This window comes from Hymenobacter sp., from assembly GCF_036388155.1.
Classification (GTDB): domain Bacteria; phylum Bacteroidota; class Bacteroidia; order Cytophagales; family Hymenobacteraceae; genus Hymenobacter.
Genome location: NZ_DASVSI010000074.1, coordinates 1 through 16,596, shown reverse-complemented (window position 1 = coordinate 16,596; position 16,596 = coordinate 1). Strand labels below are relative to the sequence as shown.

Annotated in this window: 22 protein-coding genes and 1 tRNA gene; 10 read left to right on the top strand and 13 right to left on the bottom strand. The window is 60.4% G+C overall.

All coding sequences use genetic code 11. From position 1 onward, the window contains the following. The first annotated feature begins 13 nt into the window (after positions 1–13). The gene (locus tag VF629_RS10690; RefSeq protein WP_331058466.1) at positions 14–418 is read left to right on the top strand and encodes a hypothetical protein; all 405 of its coding nucleotides are present in this window, start codon (positions 14–16) and stop codon (positions 416–418) included. 108 nt (positions 419–526) lie between these two features. Here the strand turns inward: VF629_RS10690 and VF629_RS10685 are convergent, their stop codons facing one another. The 3 genes from VF629_RS10685 to VF629_RS10675 form a co-directional block, all read right to left on the bottom strand. Then, a complete protein-coding gene (locus VF629_RS10685) occupies positions 527–979 on the bottom strand; it encodes a hypothetical protein (protein ID WP_331058465.1) in 453 nt (150 codons plus the stop codon). 77 nt (positions 980–1,056) lie between these two features. After that, complete coding sequence (locus VF629_RS10680) at positions 1,057–1,803, bottom strand: hypothetical protein (protein ID WP_331058464.1); 747 nt, start codon at positions 1,801–1,803, stop codon at positions 1,057–1,059. Between the two features lie 63 nt (positions 1,804–1,866). Beyond that, positions 1,867–2,451 carry a thermonuclease family protein gene (locus VF629_RS10675; RefSeq protein ID WP_331058463.1) on the bottom strand — a complete coding sequence of 195 codons (585 nt, stop codon included), beginning with the start codon at positions 2,449–2,451 and terminating at the stop codon, positions 1,867–1,869. 70 nt (positions 2,452–2,521) lie between these two features. On the opposite strand from VF629_RS10675, the gene VF629_RS10670 reads away from it, so the two are divergent. After that, the gene (locus VF629_RS10670; RefSeq protein ID WP_331058462.1) at positions 2,522–2,716 is read left to right on the top strand and encodes a hypothetical protein; all 195 of its coding nucleotides are present in this window, start codon (positions 2,522–2,524) and stop codon (positions 2,714–2,716) included. A 106-nt stretch (positions 2,717–2,822) separates the two neighbouring features. After that, on the top strand, positions 2,823–3,158 hold the full coding sequence (locus tag VF629_RS10665; protein ID WP_331058461.1) for a TfoX/Sxy family protein: 336 nt from the start codon (positions 2,823–2,825) through the stop codon (positions 3,156–3,158). A gap of 21 nt (positions 3,159–3,179) precedes the next feature. Here VF629_RS10665 and VF629_RS10660 read toward each other — a convergent pair whose 3' ends face one another. From VF629_RS10660 to VF629_RS10615, 10 genes are all read right to left on the bottom strand, one after another. Further along, positions 3,180–4,466: a phage integrase SAM-like domain-containing protein gene (locus VF629_RS10660; RefSeq protein ID WP_331058460.1), complete on the bottom strand. Its 1,287-nt coding sequence runs from the start codon at positions 4,464–4,466 to the stop codon at positions 3,180–3,182. Between the two features lie 232 nt (positions 4,467–4,698). After that, a tRNA-Asn gene (locus tag VF629_RS10655) sits at positions 4,699–4,775 on the bottom strand. A gap of 109 nt (positions 4,776–4,884) precedes the next feature. After that, positions 4,885–5,289, bottom strand: coding sequence for a hypothetical protein (locus VF629_RS10650; protein WP_331058459.1), 405 nt, complete (start codon positions 5,287–5,289; stop codon positions 4,885–4,887). Positions 5,290–5,368: 79 nt separating this feature from the next. Next, on the bottom strand, positions 5,369–6,220 hold the full coding sequence (locus tag VF629_RS10645; protein ID WP_331058458.1) for a 3-hydroxyacyl-CoA dehydrogenase NAD-binding domain-containing protein: 852 nt from the start codon (positions 6,218–6,220) through the stop codon (positions 5,369–5,371). Between the two features lie 78 nt (positions 6,221–6,298). Beyond that, positions 6,299–7,270: a signal recognition particle-docking protein FtsY gene (gene ftsY / locus VF629_RS10640; protein WP_331058457.1), complete on the bottom strand. Its 972-nt coding sequence runs from the start codon at positions 7,268–7,270 to the stop codon at positions 6,299–6,301. A gap of 204 nt (positions 7,271–7,474) precedes the next feature. Next, positions 7,475–7,639 carry a DUF4295 domain-containing protein gene (locus VF629_RS10635; protein WP_083322258.1) on the bottom strand — a complete coding sequence of 55 codons (165 nt, stop codon included), beginning with the start codon at positions 7,637–7,639 and terminating at the stop codon, positions 7,475–7,477. A gap of 8 nt (positions 7,640–7,647) precedes the next feature. Further along, positions 7,648–7,830: a 50S ribosomal protein L33 gene (gene rpmG, locus VF629_RS10630; protein ID WP_046245291.1), complete on the bottom strand. Its 183-nt coding sequence runs from the start codon at positions 7,828–7,830 to the stop codon at positions 7,648–7,650. 118 nt (positions 7,831–7,948) lie between these two features. Continuing rightward, positions 7,949–9,649, bottom strand: a complete 1,701-nt coding sequence (locus tag VF629_RS10625) for an aminopeptidase P family protein (RefSeq protein ID WP_331058456.1) — start codon at positions 9,647–9,649, stop codon at positions 7,949–7,951. A gap of 192 nt (positions 9,650–9,841) precedes the next feature. Then, the gene (gene rpmB / locus VF629_RS10620; RefSeq protein WP_044003635.1) at positions 9,842–10,081 is read right to left on the bottom strand and encodes a 50S ribosomal protein L28; all 240 of its coding nucleotides are present in this window, start codon (positions 10,079–10,081) and stop codon (positions 9,842–9,844) included. An 84-nt stretch (positions 10,082–10,165) separates the two neighbouring features. After that, on the bottom strand, positions 10,166–10,348 hold the full coding sequence (locus tag VF629_RS10615) for a DUF5522 domain-containing protein (protein ID WP_331058455.1): 183 nt from the start codon (positions 10,346–10,348) through the stop codon (positions 10,166–10,168). Positions 10,349–10,428: 80 nt separating this feature from the next. Here VF629_RS10615 and VF629_RS10610 point away from each other — a divergent pair, with 80 nt between their 5' ends. The 7 genes from VF629_RS10610 to hemB form a co-directional block, all read left to right on the top strand. Then, positions 10,429–10,938: a hypothetical protein gene (locus tag VF629_RS10610; protein WP_331058454.1), complete on the top strand. Its 510-nt coding sequence runs from the start codon at positions 10,429–10,431 to the stop codon at positions 10,936–10,938. 54 nt (positions 10,939–10,992) lie between these two features. Then, positions 10,993–12,246 (top strand): ornithine--oxo-acid transaminase, encoded by a 1,254-nt coding sequence (gene rocD, locus VF629_RS10605; protein WP_331058453.1) that lies wholly within the window; start codon positions 10,993–10,995, stop codon positions 12,244–12,246. 313 nt (positions 12,247–12,559) lie between these two features. After that, positions 12,560–13,699 carry an FAD-binding oxidoreductase gene (locus VF629_RS10600; protein WP_331058452.1) on the top strand — a complete coding sequence of 380 codons (1,140 nt, stop codon included), beginning with the start codon at positions 12,560–12,562 and terminating at the stop codon, positions 13,697–13,699. A gap of 216 nt (positions 13,700–13,915) precedes the next feature. Then, positions 13,916–14,668 carry a class I SAM-dependent methyltransferase gene (locus VF629_RS10595; protein WP_331058451.1) on the top strand — a complete coding sequence of 251 codons (753 nt, stop codon included), beginning with the start codon at positions 13,916–13,918 and terminating at the stop codon, positions 14,666–14,668. Between the two features lie 109 nt (positions 14,669–14,777). Next, entirely contained in the window at positions 14,778–15,296 is a 519-nt protein-coding gene (locus tag VF629_RS10590; RefSeq protein ID WP_331058450.1) for a hypothetical protein, read from the top strand. Positions 15,297–15,390: 94 nt separating this feature from the next. Continuing rightward, positions 15,391–15,795 (top strand): hypothetical protein, encoded by a 405-nt coding sequence (locus VF629_RS10585; protein ID WP_331058449.1) that lies wholly within the window; start codon positions 15,391–15,393, stop codon positions 15,793–15,795. A 9-nt stretch (positions 15,796–15,804) separates the two neighbouring features. Then, positions 15,805–16,596: porphobilinogen synthase (gene hemB, locus VF629_RS10580; RefSeq protein WP_331058448.1), on the top strand; the 792-nt coding region annotated here is incomplete at its 3' end.

Sequence of the window (16,596 nt, the reverse complement as noted above, 5' to 3'; positions counted from 1 at the left end):
CAAATTCATTGCTATGAATACCAATCTCACTCACGAAACGGAGCAGGCAATTTTGCATTTAGGCCACGCCTTTGATGGGTACACATACGCCCAGCAGGTATGGCAGGCCGGCGAAGAACACCATAGACAACTGGAGGTGCGCCTGAATCAGGTGCAGACCACCGGCCGTTTTTTCCTGCGTGCAGCAGATAATTTCGCCGTCAACTTCTACCTGCACCGCTTATTTCATCATGGGGGCGATTTGCCCTCAGCTAACTCTCCTCACTGGTACACGATGGTGTTTTTCTATCTGCACCTTTATCGTGTGCCCGTACCGGAAGCCCACCGTCACCTTGGCATGTACCCGACTTGGGCAAACCGTCCGAAAGGCTCAGCCGAGGCGGCAGCAGCTGAAATCCGGCAGCTGTTGTGCCGGTAGGCGTAGGAGGTAAACTTAAAAACTGCTGTTCAGAATCACTGCCAACGCATAAAAAGGCCGGCCCCTCGCAAAGTGGGGCCGGCCTTGCCGTTCACGGATGAGCAGCTGCTAACCCAGTGTTTCCGATACCTGCGCATCTACTGGCGCAATATCCTTCACCAAAGCTGCAGCCTTGCCAGCCTGCGCCGGCGGGATAATCGGCGTACCGGCCGCCACCTCTCCAAACAGAGGATTAGCCGGAAGTTCCTGCCCACCGTTACCGTCCGGTACCTGGTTGAAGATAACCAGCTCCTCGCCCGGTGTGCTTTGGGCCAGATGGTCCACCAGCACTTCCTGCCCGCTGTTGGCGTGCAGCGCCTGCGTGAGCAGCGTGTAGGTGCTTACGTCCACGTTGTAGAGCTGGTTCAACTCATTCATCTGCGTGGCCGCGTCCTCGGCCGCCCCGATGGCATCGGCCAAGAGTTGGGTGTAGCGGCGGGCCTTGGCATCGGCTTTGGCGCGCAGCTTAATAGCGCGCTTCATGCGCCGCTTGAATTGGGTTTGATAGGCCGTAAGTGCCATTGCAAGAAGATTTAAAAGGTGGAAGAAAAACGGCCGGCCATATCCGGCCGGCCGCTTGTTGCCGAAGGCTCTCCGGCTTAGGCCACGTACTCAATCGCCAGCGGGTTGGTGCTGTTGTTATTGAGGGCGTAGAACTTGCCGTTAATCTGCTGGTAGAAGTTGATGCCCACCACGGCTACCACTAGGTTAGCTGCGGCCGGAGCAGCCGGGAAAGTGGCTACCACCGCTTGATTGGCCAGAGCCGCGCTGTTGATGGGCAGAATGCCCAGCGGAGCGGCCACCACGCCGTTAGTGTAGGTTAGCGTCTCCATGTCCAGGTCCGAAGCGGCAAACACCACCTCGAAGTGCGTCGCGCCCTGCGGAGCGGCAATGTCCGAGGCCGGATTCAGCGCCGGAATGCTCATGGTAACATCAGCACCCGCACCCGTCACCTCGTAAGGGAAGTACATGGTCTGACCAATGCCGGCCCCCGCGTTGAAGTTGAAGCCGAGCAGCGGAGCCGAGTTGCCCGCGTCGAACACGCGCTGGCCCCGGTCGTTCGTGTCATCGAGGCCGATGACCTCGCGCATCACCTTCGTGAGGCGGGCCGCCAGCTGGCTGTCGCTGGCCGAAGCAATGGCCACGCGCAGCGAGTCGCGGAGCAGTTTGCTGTACTTGGCGGCCAGGCCAAATTCAGCCGCGTTTTCGCGGGTACGTGCCCGGCTAGGAGCGTTGGCGAAGGCCGCCTTATCGCCTTGCGGCTTTTGGGAAATGTTCCCGTTTTTGCTGAACACCAGGCCCCCTACGGTGCCCTGGATGCCAATAATGCCCGTTTGACGTGCCATAGTGGTAAGCTGTTAAAAGTTGAAAAAGTCGTTGATTTGGCTGCTTGCGCTTATGCGGCTTTGCTACCAGGTGCAGCCCACCCCGTAACGCCGCTTGTTTTTGTAGTTGAATTGCCGCCACTGGCGCGGCGTGAGCACTCCGGCGGCTCCGCACTTCCAGAGCCCGCGCCGGGCGGCCACAGCAGTTGCCTGTTGAGCGCTGCGCCCTGCTACCCGACGCTTCGGGTCCCAGGCCCATGCCCAGCCGCGCACCACCAGCAGCGAATCAAGCGCCAGGGCCGGCCCGCCGGCCAGCGGCAGCCGGACCGTGGCCAGGGTCCGACCGTATAGGTCCACGCCGCGCCGCCCGAGCAGTACCGGCCGTGCAGGCCCGAGCAGCCGCGTTACCGAGTCGGCCGCTTGGTGCCCGAACGGCTGGTCCAGTTCCGGCGCGTCCACGCCGAGCAGTCGCACCCGGTACACTACGCCCCCGGCCAGCACATCGTAGGTATCGGCGTCCACGACCCGTACCACCCGCCCGGATTCCTGGCTGGGCACAACGGTGGACGGCTGGGTACCGGTCAACGCCAGCGTCGCCCCTTCACCCAATCCGAAACCAGCAGCAACCAACAGTAACCACCCGCTGAAATACAGTGCTTTATCTTTCATGGCACGAACCTACAGCCAGCCTTTAGCCGTTGTATATTCGTTCGTCCAAGTAGTCCCAATTCGCCCCCACATGCCCCAGGTTTGCCTTTACCCCAAAGACGTTGCCCAGCTTACCGGCACCGGCTACGACGCCGGTAAGCGCCTGTTACAGCGCATCCGCACCCAGCTGCGCAAGCCCGCCCGGGCCTACGTTTCGGTAGCCGAATTCTGCGAGTACACCCGCCTCCCAGAGGCCGAAGTAGCTGCCGCCCTGAACCGAGGCTGAAGGCAGGACGGAGGCAGTCTGCAGGCACCTTGCGCCCGCATCGTACATTCGCCGGAAGCTTGTCGGGCTTACGAACGGTTCACAACTCAGCTACACCCTGTGTGCAATGGCCTCCACTCCACAATTCGCCGAATTTGTCGTTGAGCAGATTAACAGTTCCGACCACGTTACCGCCAAGAAGATGTTTGGGGAGTATACCCTGTACTGGGACGGTAAGCCCTTTGCCCTTGTTTGTGACAACAAGCTGTACATTAAGCCTACTATAGCGGGACGGGCTTTTTTATCAGAAGTAACCGAGGCCGCGCCCTACCCAGGCGCAAAGCCCAGCTTCCTGATTGAAGAGCAGCTGGAGGACCGGGAGTGGCTGACAAATCTAGCCCGCCTGACGGTGGCAGAATTGCCCGAGCCCAAACCCAGAACTAAAAAGCAGCACGGCGCATAGTAGCTACGCAGGCAGTACCTCCTACCGCGCCGGCTCTCCGTTGTACCACTCGCCTAATATCTTCTCCCAAGCTTTCAATACCTCGGGGGCCAGCAACCGGGCTTTATCCTTGGCATAACGGTCCGTCACGTCTTCCTCGGCGTGCCCGAGCACGAGCCTGGCCAGCCCCTTGTTTCCGTTGCTGACCTGTTTTAGCAGCGTGCCGGCGGTGTGTCGCGCCGTATGGGTGCCAATCACCTGATAAATCGGCCGCCAGTTGTGTACCACCTTGCCGCCCGTAATCAGCCGGTCGTCCCATTCCCGCGTGAGGCCGGCGGCTTGCGCTACCTCCTTAATCACGTCGCCGCGGTGCTGCCAGGTACGCGCCGGAAAATGCCACTTCCACCGCTCACCAATCCTGACCGCAATGGGCGGCAGCGGAACGGCCGCGTCATTGCCCGTTTTTCCCTGCGCATGGAGCAGCGCCGGCACTTGGCTACCATCTTCCAGCGTGAGCGTGATACGCTCGCGTACGTCGAATTTTTCCAGGTCCTCGTAGCGCCGCCCGCTGAATAGCTGAAACAGCCACCGGTCCCGCTCCTCAGCCAGGGCCTCGGAAGTCGGCCGCCACCGGATGAGCTTGCGCACTTCCTCAATTTCCAGGTCCAGCTGCGGCGCGTTCTTGGCCGAGTATTGCAGCCATGCCATATCATGCGGGAGCCCCAGCTGCTCCAGGCACTTACGCATGCCGCCAAAATGCACCTTGATGGTCGCGTCGGACTTCTGCAGGTCCAGCAGGTGCTGCTGGTACTCCTTGGCCACTTTCTGCGTCACTTGGTCTGGCCGCAGGTCAGGCTGCCAGCTTTCCATCATCGTAGCCAGCTGGTCGTACTTGCGGAGCGAGTCCTTAGCTAGGTTGCGGTTTTCGGCCTTCCACTCTTCCAGCACCTGCCGGAAGGTGCGGCTTGCCACTGCCGGCGCTGCTACCGGCACCGGTGTAGGCATAGCCGTCGCAGGGTACAGCACCGCCACGAGCGCGGCCTTGCTCACCTGCGCATAAGGGGCCGCATCAAAAAGCCGGTTGAATGTGTCGATAACATTCTTCTCCAAGGCTCCCAACCGGGCGTTGATGTTCGTAACCGTGTCCGGGTGCGTGGGCACGCCTGCTTCCTCTTCCTTCGGTGTCAGGCGTCGCCCGCCCAGCGCACGCTGGCCTTTGGCGTCCCACATTACTTCCATCTCCTCGCCCTTGCCCGGCCGCGCCAGTAGAACCCGCTCCCCGGTGTCTGTCTGAAGCTCCTGACCGTGCCAGCGGGTTGTTAGCCGCACCGGGCACCGTCCCACTTTATCGGCCTCTGCGACTCGTGGATAGAACCGAACACTGATTTTCCGCTTGAACAACTTAGGCGTTTCCATATTGATTCGTCCCGGTTTCCGTCCTGCTTTCCGTCCCGGTTTATATCCAAAGATAACCGAAGACAGCCGGAGTACCAAATCAAAAAGCGCCCGTATTGGCTGGAAACGAAGAATGCCCGCCGGTTAGGGCGGGCATTCTAGGCTTTGGCGCTCCCTCCTGGGCTCGAACCAGGGACCCTCTGATTAACAGTCAGATGCTCTAACCGGCTGAGCTAAGGAAGCAATTTCTTGCCCGAAACCCGGTGTTGTTGTTTCGGACTGCAAACTTACGACTGTATCTAAATAAGCACAAGCCCAAATTAGTTTTTTTTCTCAAAAATGCGCTTTGGCCTCAATTGGTGATGTTGAGCAGGCTGCCTTGCAGGCTGGTAGCGTACTGGCGTAGGGGCCTAGCTGCAGGCCCGCCAATGCTTTGTCCCCGCAAATCAAACTGTGAGTTGCAACAGGAATCGGCCAGGAACTGGCGCGAGTTGCGGTCAAGACTTACCAAGGCGCAGGCATCGTAGGGACGGTACGGACAGTTGCGCTCAAACGCTAGGAACGTGCCCGCGCTCTGGCGCACCACAATCACTCCCTTTACGCCACCGTCGCCAGCGGGGCCTTTCACCGGGAAGGTCACCGCTCCGTTATCGACGCGCAAGGCGGCGTATTGTTGATTGGTGATGTTGATACTGAGGTTAACGGGAGCGTAGGGAATTTGCGGCTGGTCGTCGCTTTTCCCGCCGCACGCGCTCATCCCGGCAACTACACACCCTAATAGCCAAGCGCAAATACTACGGCAAAACAGACTATTCATCGCGGCGTTTATTAGGTGTTTACTGATAATCATAGAACCCACGCCCGGTTTTGCGGCCGTAGTGCCCGGCATCCACTTTTTGCTGCTGGATGCGACTGGGCCGGAACTTGGCATCTTGATGGAAAGAGGCAAACATGGCGCTCGTGACCGAGAAATTGGTGTCCACCCCAATCAAGTCCATCAACCGAAACGGCCCCATTTTGAATCCACTGGCTTCTAATAGCTCGTCTACTACCTGGAAAGAAGCCACGTTTTCTTCCACCACCTTCAAGCTTTCCACATAGTAATGGCGCGCCACGCGGTTCACGATGAAGCCGGGGGCATCGGCGGCGCGGACCGGCACTTTGCCCAAGCGCTTGGCAACGGCCTCCACGGCATCGGCAACGCCAGGCGCGGTTGCCACGCCGCTTATCACCTCCACTAGCGGCATAAGCGGCGCGGGATTGAAGAAGTGCATGCCTACCACCCGCTCAGGGTTCGGGACGGGCGCAGCCAGCTGCGTGACGGGCAGCGAAGAAGTGTTGGAGGCCAAAATGGTGGCCGGCCCGTTGAGAAGTGCCAACTCCTGAAAAAGCTTGTGTTTCACCTCGAGCCGCTCCACCACGGCTTCGATGACGAGGTCGGCCTGCACTGTGCTCATGTCCGTGGTCGTGACTAAGCGGGCCAAGGCGGCGTCGCGAGCTTCGGCGGTGAGCTTGTTTTTTTCCACCAGTTTGCCCAAACCCGTGGCAATTGCGGCACTGGCTTTTTCCAAGGCAGTCGGGCTCAAGTCGAACAAAATGGTGGGCAGGCCGTGCTGAATGCCGAGCTGGGCAATGCCCAGGCCCATGGTGCCCGCCCCAACGACGGCTAACGTTTGAATCTCATTCATGGCACGAAGGTAAACGGCCCGCCTCCCCACGTATTGTTTGGGAAGGCGGGCCGTTGAATATTCTACTGTTTCGAGGGGCTATTTCTTGAACAGCGAGTTAACATACGTGTGCCGGTCGAACAGCTGCAAATCGGTCATTTTCTCTCCTACCCCAATGTAGCGCACCGGGATGCTGAATTGGTCCGAAATGCCAATCACCACGCCGCCGCGGGCCGTGCCATCGAGTTTGGTGATGGCAAGGGCCGTTACCTCGGTGGCTTTGGTGAATTCCTTGGCCTGTAAAAATGCGTTCTGGCCCGTACTGCCGTCCAGCACCAGCAGCACCTCGTGCGGCGCATCGGGAATCACCTTCTGCATCACGCGCTTGATTTTGCTGAGCTCGTTCATCAGGTTCACTTTGTTGTGCAAGCGGCCCGCGGTATCGATGATGACCACGTCGGCGCCCATCTCCACGCCTTTCAGCACGGCGTCGTAGGCCACCGAAGCGGGGTCGGTGTTCATGCCGTGGCTCACCACGGGCACGCCCACGCGCTGCCCCCAAATGATGAGCTGGTCAACAGCCGCGGCGCGGAAAGTATCGGCCGCACCCAGCACCACTTTTTTGCCGGCCGAATGGAAACGGTGGGCCAGCTTGCCGATGGTGGTGGTTTTGCCCACCCCGTTCACGCCCACTACCATGATGACGTAGGGTTGGCCCGAGCTGCCCGCGCTGTCCAGCACGGCCGTAGAACCAGAGTTGTTGTCTTCCAGCAGGGCCGCGATTTCCTCGCGCAGAATGCGGTCCAGCTCCGAAGTGCTCACGTATTTATCGCGGGACACCCGAGCCTCGATGCGGTCGATGACCTTCACCGTGGTTTCGATGCCCACGTCGGCGTGCACCAGCAAGCCCTCCAAATCGTCGAGCACGGCCTCGTCCACGGTGCTTTTGCCCACCACGGCCTTGCTCAACTGCTCAAAGAAATTGGTTTTGGTCTTTTCCAGTCCCGCGTCCAGCGAGGCTTGCTGGGCGGGCGTTTCCTTGTCCTTTTTGAAAAAATCGAAGAGACCCATGAGGAGGGGTATGAGGGTAGGAGGTTGGGAGGGCGAGAGTTATCAGTCAGGCAATAAGTAGTGGGACGTCCGGCAATTCATGCCCGCTTACCCCCACACCCTCTTACCCTTAAAAACCTTCCTACCCCCGTAAACTAAAAAAGCCCCACGAAGGTGGGACTTTTTAAACTTTTACAAAGCGGATGGCCGAAGCCGGGCAACAACTTATTTGTTGCCAGTGGCCAGGTACTCCTGCACTTTGTCGAGCAGGACCATTTCCTCGCGGAAGGTGTAGGCACCGGTTTTCTCCGATTTCACGGCGCGAATCACCTTTGCCCAGTTCTTGGCGTTCTCTGTGGTTTTCAGAGTTGCTACTACTTTCTTAGCCATTGTTCAGGTTATTTAATTTCCTTGTGAACGGTCATTTTCTTGAGGATGGGGTTGAATTTCTTCAACTCGATGCGCTCAGGGGTGTTCTTGCGGTTCTTGGTGGTGATGTAGCGCGAGGTGCCCGGCATCCCCGAGTTTTTATGCTCGGTGCATTCCATGATAACCTGCACCCGGTTTCCTTTCTTGGCCATCTCGACGGGGGTGTGATTTTTAAATTTAGGACTGCAAAGGTACGGGTCTTTTTGGAAAACGCAAAGCGTTAAGTGAATGTAGTGTAAAACTCCAGCTAGCCCGGCCCAAAATGCAGTGTTATTTCAACGTGGGCAGCTGCCAGCCTTCCAGCGCGCTGGGCTCGGCCATCAGCTTCTCAATGTCGGCCACGGTGCGCGGGGCCTCGGCCGACAGGTTCTCGTGGCCGGTGGGGGTAATGAGCACGTCGTCCTCGATGCGCACGCCGATGTTCCACCACTTGGGGTCGCAGGGCGAGCCGGCGGGAATGTAAATGCCGGGCTCCATGGTAATGACGTTGCCGGCCTTCAGCGGGCCGTAGCTGCCACGGTCGTGCACGTCGAGGCCCAGGTAGTGGCTGGCGCCGTGCGGGTAATACCGCTTGAATTCCTCTTTCTTCTTGATGATGCCGAGCTTTATCAGCCCGTTGGCCACCACGTCTTGGGTGGCTTTGTTGGGCGCGTCGAACTCCGCGCCGGGGCGGCTGGCGGCAAAACCGGCTTCCTGGGCTGCCAGCACGAGCTCATAAATCTGCCGCTGGGCCGGACTGAACGTGCCACTGGGCGGCGCCGTGCGCGTGACGTCGGCCGTGTAGCCGTGGTATTCGGCGCCGCAATCCATGAGCAACAATTCGTTGTCGAGGCGCTGCCGGTCGTTGGTTTCGTAGTGCAGAATGCAAGCGTTGGCCCCGCCGCCCACAATGCTGGGGTAGCCCTGAAACTCGGCGCCGTAGCGTCGGTACACGTACTCGTGCAGGCCTTGCACTTCCATTTCGCCCATGTCGGGGCGCACCAGCTTCATCACCTCGCGCTGGCCCTGCGTGCTGATGCGAATGGCCCGGCGAAGCAAGGCCAGTTCTTCGGGCGTTTTAACGGCGCGCAATTCATCGAGCGCCTCGTTCAGGGTAGCATCGTCGAAGCGGCCGGGCGGGTTAGCCGCGATGGCGGCTTGGCGCGCGGCGTCGGTTTTGGCGGCCAGGTAAGCGGTTATCAAAGCAGACTTGGCCAGGGTGGGGTTTTCCTTCACCTGGCCGCTGATGTACTCGCTCATGCGCTTGGCATCGCGGCTGCCATAACGCCGAATGATGTTTTCGACGGCGGCCTGCTCGGAGTTGTAGCCGTTCTGCAGGCCGGCTTGTTGGCGGAAGGTGGCCACCAGGCTGTGCAAGTCGGCGGGGTTGCCGGCATCGTCGCGGGCATCGGTGGGCAACTCGGTGAAAAGCACGTGGTCAAAGTCGGCCCACTTAATGCCGGCGGCCGAAAATTCTTTGTTGTCGGCGGCAAACTGCAGCGCCAACTGGGTTTTGGCTCCGGTGGCGCCCAGGCGGCGGCCCGTCCACTGCTCGCGGGCGGGGTTGCGGGGCTGGGTGAAGAGTGCCTCCGTGATGCCGGCCTGCCCGCCTACCGTGCGGGGCTCTTTAAACAGGAGCAACACGGCATCGGGCTCGGTGTAGCCCGTGAGGTAGTAAAAGTCCGGGTTTTGATGGTAGATGAAATCCACGTCGTTGGCCCGGTTGCGGACGGGGGCCGCAAACACCACGGCCACGCCCTTGGCCGGCAACTGCGACCGCAGCAGCTCGCGCCGCTGCTTGTGGAATGCGGGCGTGATAATATCCGTGGGCCGGGCGGGAGGGGCCGTTGCCGTGAGCGGCTCGGGGATGGAGGGCAGTGTTTGGGCGGCGGCCGTTCCTCCCAGCAGCAGGAGCCCGCTGCTTAAAAAAGCTCGTGAAATGCTCCGCAGCCGCTGTGGCTTCGGCAATGGAGAGGCAGACAGAAACCGCATGGGATTGGGGAGTGAAAAACCAAGCAATAGTGCAAGATAACCGCCAACAGACAAAGCCAGCGCCGATACAGTTGCCTCGGGGGCAAGCGTATCGGCGCTGGCTTTGAAATTATTTTATGTCGACAGCGAATGCAGGCCTTCGGGAAGTAGTCTCACCCGTCACCTCGCGCTTGCTGCCGCAAAAACTTCAGTCTAGTAAACGATGAAGCCCTGCTCCTTGGCCTTCTTCAGGACCGACATGATGCCGTTCTTGTTGATGGTGCGGATGGTGGAGGTAGCTACTTTCAGGGTTACCCAAGCGTCTTGCTCAGGAATGTAGAAGCGCTTTTTCTGCAGGTTCGGGTAGAACTTGCGCTTGGTCTTGTTGTTAGCGTGCGAAACGTTGTTACCAACGCGGGTACGCTTGCCGGTCAAATCACAAACACGGGCCATGATATCGGAGGGTTAAGAATTACAAAGCAGGGAAACGGGCCGCAAATATCGGCAAAAGTCTGGCATTCACCAAGCACCCCACCCTTATTTCTGTTCGGAAGCCTTCTGAGAGCCTGCGTTGGGCCGAAATTTCCAGGGACAATGGCGGCAGCCGCTGCCGCAGCAACTGCCCCGGCGCCGGTGGTACTGCTCGGTGAAAACCAAGTAACCCTCGGGCGTATAGTAGAAGTCGCCGGGCTGGAGCGGCTGCGGAACGGGAGCAGGCATAAAGTACGGCAAAGGTACGCCCGTCTTCAGTGGTAGCCCTCACTGCATTGCTTTCCTTTGGTAACCTTGCGCCTACATCCATGAAAACGCCTACCGCCTTCGCCCTGCTGATTTTAGCCACTTTCATGGCCGTGAGGCCCCCAGCGGCGGTGGCCCAAACCGGCGTTCCGGTGGTGCTTACAGCGGCCACGGCCCCGGCAGGGGTGCGGCCGGCCCTCGCCCGCGACGAAACCGCCCTGGCCGACCCCGTCCGCGAAGCTTTGCGCACGCTGCCGCAAGCCAAGAAGCGCTTCCTGGCGGGCCTGCCCGACGGCGACCAATTTCTATTGTCCGTTCGCGTAATCACGACCGACACGAGCTTTCGTCAGGCGTCGGCCCGGGTGTTGGGCTGGCGCGGCAACACCATCCAAGCTTTGTTGCTGCCCGCCGCCGCCGACCCGGCGGGCCCGCGCGAGCCCCTGCCCGTTAGCTTCCCCGAAACCGCCGTGCTCGACTGGACGCTGCTGCGCGCCAGCGGCCGCGAAGAGGGAAACTACGTAGGCCGCTACATCGACACCGCCCGGCAGCTCGAAGGCATGCTCCTGCGCTAGGCCCTGCTGCGCAGCTTCGCTGTATTTTCGCCCCACCACTATTCCCACCTCGTTATGCAAACTGCCTCCTCCCCCACCGCCACCTCCCGCCGCGCCGAGCAGCTCATGCAGCTCGAAGACCAATATGGGGCGCACAACTACCACCCCCTGCCCGTGGTGCTGAACCGCGGCGAAGGCGTGCATTTGTGGGACGTGGACGGCAAGCAGTACTTCGACTTTCTCTCGGCTTACTCGGCCGTGAACCAGGGCCACTGCCACCCCCGCATCATTGAAGCGCTCACGCGGCAGGCCCAGCAGCTCACGCTCACGTCGCGGGCTTTTTTTAACGACCAGTTGGGCGCGGCCGAAAAGCAGCTGTGCGAGCTGTTTAAGTACGACAAAGCCCTGCTGATGAACTCGGGCGCCGAAGCGGTGGAAACGGCCCTGAAGCTGGCCCGCAAGTGGGGCTACCAGGAACGCGGCATTGCGCCCAACCAGGCGCGCATCATTGTGGCCGAGCACAACTTCCACGGCCGCACCACGGGCATCATCTCCTTCAGCACCGACCCCGACAGCACCGGCGGCTTTGGCCCCTACATGCCCGGCTACCAGGTGGTGCCCTACAACGATTTGGAGGCGTTGGAAGCAGCCGTGAAAGAGCCGCACGTGTGCGCCTTTCTGGTGGAACCCATTCAGGGGGAAGCCGGCGTGATGGTGCCCTCGGTGGGCTACCTGGCCCGGGCGGCGGCCATTTGCAAGGCGCACAATGTGTTGTTCATTGCCGACGAAATCCAAACGGGCTTGGGGCGGACCGGCAAGCTGCTGGCCTGCGACCACGAAGCGGTGCACCCCGACGTGCTGATTTTGGGCAAGGCCCTGAGCGGCGGCGTGCTGCCCGTTTCGGCGGTGCTGGCCAACGATGCCATCATGCTGACCATTCAGCCCGGCCAGCACGGCTCCACGTTCGGCGGCAACCCGTTGGCCTGCGCCGTGATGCGGGCGGCGCTGGACGTGCTGCAAGAGGAAAACCTGGCGGCTAATGCGGCCAAACTGGGCGAGCAGTTCCGGGAGCGCATGCGCCAAGTGCAAGCCAAGCGGCCCGAGGTGGTGGAGCTGGTGCGCGGCAAGGGCCTGCTGAATGCGGTGGTCATTGTGCCCGCAGAGGACGGCCGCACCGCCTGGGACGTGTGCGTGACCCTGATGGAGCGCGGCGTACTGGCCAAGCCCACGCACGGCGACATCATTCGTTTTGCCCCGCCGCTGGTCATCACGGAGCAGCAGTTGCACGAGGTCTGCGACGTGATTGAGGAAGTTATTCTGGCATTTTAACCCGCCGGTGGCAACGCCTAAGCCGCCTGGCGAAGGCAGGAGGGTGCTGAATGGGGTTCTGTTGCTGGTGCCCATCTTGGCAGTGCTGGCGCTAGTGGGCGTATCTTTTGTAGGGGCTGCGGTTTTTTTCATCGGTTTCTGGTCCGCGTTTGGGTGGACTACTTTGGCGGTGGTGGGGGCGTTGCTGCTGGCCCTTGCGGTGGCAATAGCGCGGGGCAAATAGGAGATACCGTGAAACTCGCGGCGCCAATTGAGTCGCCTTGCAATAGCTAAAACCAAAGCTGATTTCCAGCCACTTTAACGTTTCTGCTCCTTGGCCGCCAACCTTTCTTATTGGGAACACCAGTCCTTTTTTGACCCGGTTGACGTGGCCATCATCGGGGCGGGACTGGTGGGCCTGACGGCTGCTTTGTACCTAAAGCAGCGGCAACCCAACTGGCGCGTGGTGGTGCTGGAACGTGGCGCCTTGCCCAGTGGCGCTTCCACCAAGAATGCCGGGTTTGCGTGCTTCGGCTCCATTTCCGAGCTCATTGAGCAGGAAAAACGCGGCGATGTGCAGCCGGTGGTCGCGGCACGGTACACGGGCTTGGCGCGCCTGCGCGAATTGGTGGGAGATGCGGCCCTGGACTACCAGCCCGTGGGCGGCTACGAGCTGTTCCGCCACGAGGAAAGTGCGTTGGCGGTCGAGTGCCTGAGCAAGATTGACTACTTCAACGACCTGCTGGCGCCCGTGGTAGGCCGGGCACACACCTTCCGCGACGCCAGCCCCGAAGCCGGCCGCTTTGGCTTCGGCGGCGTGGGCACCTTGCTGAAAAACGACTGCGAAGGCAGCCTCGATGCGGGCCGCATGATGCGCACGCTGCTCAGCCGTGCCTGGGCTGCTGAGGTGCCGGTGCCGGCAAATTGCGCGGTGCAAGCAATAGAAGCCCCGGCTGGCCGCGCGGTAACGGTGCGCCTGGCCAACGGTGCCACCATCGAGGCCGGCCAGGTACTGCTGGCCACCAACGCCTTCGCTACCGAGCTGCTGCCCGGCCTGGCCGTGGCGCCTGGCCGTGGCCAGGTACTCGTGACGGAGCCACTGCCCGAGGCAAAGCTCACGGGCACGTTCCATTACGACCACGGGTACGCTTATTTCCGCCAGTTGCCCGACCACCGCATCCTGCTTGGCGGGGGCCGCAACCTCGATTTTGCGGCCGAGGAAACGGTTATTCCCGGCCTTACCGAGCCGGTGCAGCAGTACCTCACCACGCTGTTGCACGAAGTGGTGGTGCCGGGGCACAGGCCCCGAGTGGACTACCGCTGGAGCGGCGTGATGGGGTTTGGCCCGGCGCTGGCGCCCATCATCGACTGGGTGAAACCCGGCGTGCTGGCGGCGGTGCGCTGCAACGGCATGGGCGTGGCCCTGGGCGCGGGCACGGGGTGGCAAGCCGCCGAAATGATGAGCCAGGCATAATTAAGTAACCTGCAGGGCTCCATTTTTATAACAATTAGATACTCAGCATCTACATTTTTGACTGAGATTGAGTCGATGGCTCTGAAAACTGAATAACCCGGGTTGTTTCCCTGCAAATCAGCGGCTATATTGTTGAAATAAAACATGAAATAGTTAGATTGTCCCTACTAATGCTTGGGTTTTCTCATTGCTTTTTCAGCGCCACGCTTTCAACATATGGCTTTAACTGCTTCCCTGCCGGAGAATCTCGTGGTATTGCGTGGGCAAACCCAAAAGAACGTCAACCGCACCGTGCTCGATTTGCTGGTGAAACGGTTTTCGCAGAATGAGCCCTTGCAAGCGTTGGACTTGCCTTGCGGCAACATGGAGTTTTTGTCTTACCTGCAAACGCTCTTTCCCAACGCCAGCCTTTGCGGGGCCGACATTGCCCCGCCGCGCACCAACGAGCGGAACATCCCTTTCGTGGCGATGGATTTGACCCGCGAGTTTCCCATTCCGGCCCAGCAGCAGTTCGACCTGGTCACGTCCATCAGCGGGGTGATGATGTTCAGCAACACCCTCTCGTTTGTGCGCAACTGCGTGGCCCGCCTCAAGCCCGGCGGCACCTTCGTGCTGACTAACGACAATTCAGCCACCATCCTCGACCGGCTGGCCTACCTGTTGTTGGCCCGGCACCGCATGTTCCGGCCGGTGTACGACGACTCGGAAGAAGTAACCCAGAACGTGCCCATCCAGGAGCTCATTCGCCTGCTGCGCACCAACGGCATCACCATCGAAGACGTACAGTACACGTCGTTTTACGCCAAAGACATCCTTTATCTGCCCTTTGCTTTGCTGGCGTATCCGTTCCAGTTGCTCTATCTGCTGCGGCTCAACACCCGCTTGCCCGATGGTTTGAAGTGGAAAATGTACCCGTTTCGCCACTTTTTTGGCAAGCATTACATCATCACGGGCGTGAAAGGACACTGAGCACTTCGGCGCGTTGGCAACCGGAACCCTACTTTTGGCGGGCGCAGGGATGGGAGCCGACGGCGGAAACCCTACTAGGTGCGTACAGTAGCGTTTCCGACACTTGTTCATGAACCTTTCTACAACCCACCGCCTGCTGGCGCTGCTGACCTGGGCCATTATCGGGCTGGCCACCGGCTGCCAGAGCGCCCGGCCCAGCTTCTCTTTTCAGCCCATTCGGCAGTCGCAAAAAGCAATAGGACCTCAGCACCCCGCCCCTGCGGTGTCGACCGTTAATCCAGAACCGGCCGTAGCCGCCGTGGCGCCCGCTGAGCCCGCCCTCCGGCCCGTGGCCCGGCATCGCAACCGAAAGGCTAGCACCTTGCACAAAGAGGCGCGTGCGACGGCCCAAGAGCCACGCCATGAGGCAAAGGCCTCGGTTGCGCGGCCACGCCTCCTGTTCACCCGGCCCCACGCCACGGCCGAGCGCGGCTTGGGCACAACGGTGTTTGGCATTCTGGGCCTAGTAGTACTGCCGGTGGCTTTGGTGGGGTTGCTGCTGAGCGGCGGCGGACTGGTGTGGGGCATCCTGGCTGGAGCCGCGGCCCTGGCCGTGTTAGTGGCTTATCTGGACCCGTTTGGGCACTAGTGGATTTTCTGGGCGAACTTTGCGCCAATCATGTAAACTTGCTGCACATCCTGGGTTGTCCCGGCGAAGCCAGCTTCGTGACTTACCTCACTGTATGTTCTTCATCCCACGCCTGGTCAAGCTGATGGTACTGGTGCTTCTGGTGGCAGGTTGGCCAAGCTCTGGCAGAGCAGGCCATTACGAGGGCAAATTCTCCACCGGAGCAGGGACGGCTCGCAGGCTTGCGGCCAGCAAGCCCGCTGTCAAAGTTTTGCCTCAAAGCAAACGCCACCAGCCAACGCTTGATGATGCCAACGCCAGCTTTCTACTGGCAGGCATTGCTTTAATTCTTGCGATTGGCGGCTTCTGGCTTATTTTCTCTGTAGGGGGCGGGGCAGGAATCCTTGCAGGAATTTTCGCTGTTTTGCTGAGTGCCTACCTAGGCCTATGGTCCATGTTATTAGGGGAGTTTCCGGATGGAAAACCCTTCCGCTTTAGTCAATTGTTTAAGATAAAATAATCACTGGATATGCTCCCTACCCACCGCCCCCGGCGCAACCGCAAGTCCGAAGTCATCCGCGACATGGTGCAGGAAACCCGCCTCACCACCCACGATTTTTTGTTTCCGCTTTTCCTGATTGAAGGCCAGAACCAGACCCTGGAAGTGAAGTCCATGCCGGGCATTCACCGCTACACCGCCGACCGCATCATCGACGAGGTGGGCCAGTGCGTGGAGCTGGGCATCAAGGCCTTTGCCCCCTTTCCCAGCATCAACGACGCGCTGAAAGACCGGCTGGCCCGCGAATCGGCCAACCCGGAAGGGCTGTACCTAAAAACGGTGGCCGACATCAAGCGGCAGTTTCCGGATGTGGTCCTGATGACGGACGTGGCCATGGACCCCTACAGTTCCGACGGCCACGACGGAGTGGTGGACGCCGAATCGGGCGAAATCCTCAACGACGCCACCCTGGAAGTGTTGGGCCAGATGGCCTTGGCCCAGGCCCGGGCCGGCGCCGACATCATCGGCCCCAGCGACATGATGGACGGCCGCGTGGCCTGGATTCGGCGGGTGCTCGATGAGAATGCATTTCAGCACGTGAGCATCATGAGCTACACGGCCAAGTACGCCTCGGCTTTCTACGGCCCCTTCCGCGACGCGCTGGATTCGGCCCCGAAAAAGGGCGACAAAAAGAGCTACCAGATGAACCCCGCCAACAAGCGCGAGGCCCTGCGCGAACTGGCCCTCGACGAAGCCGAAGGCGCCGACATGGTGATGGTGAAGCCCGCCCTGAGCTACCTGGACGTGATTCATGCCGTGAAA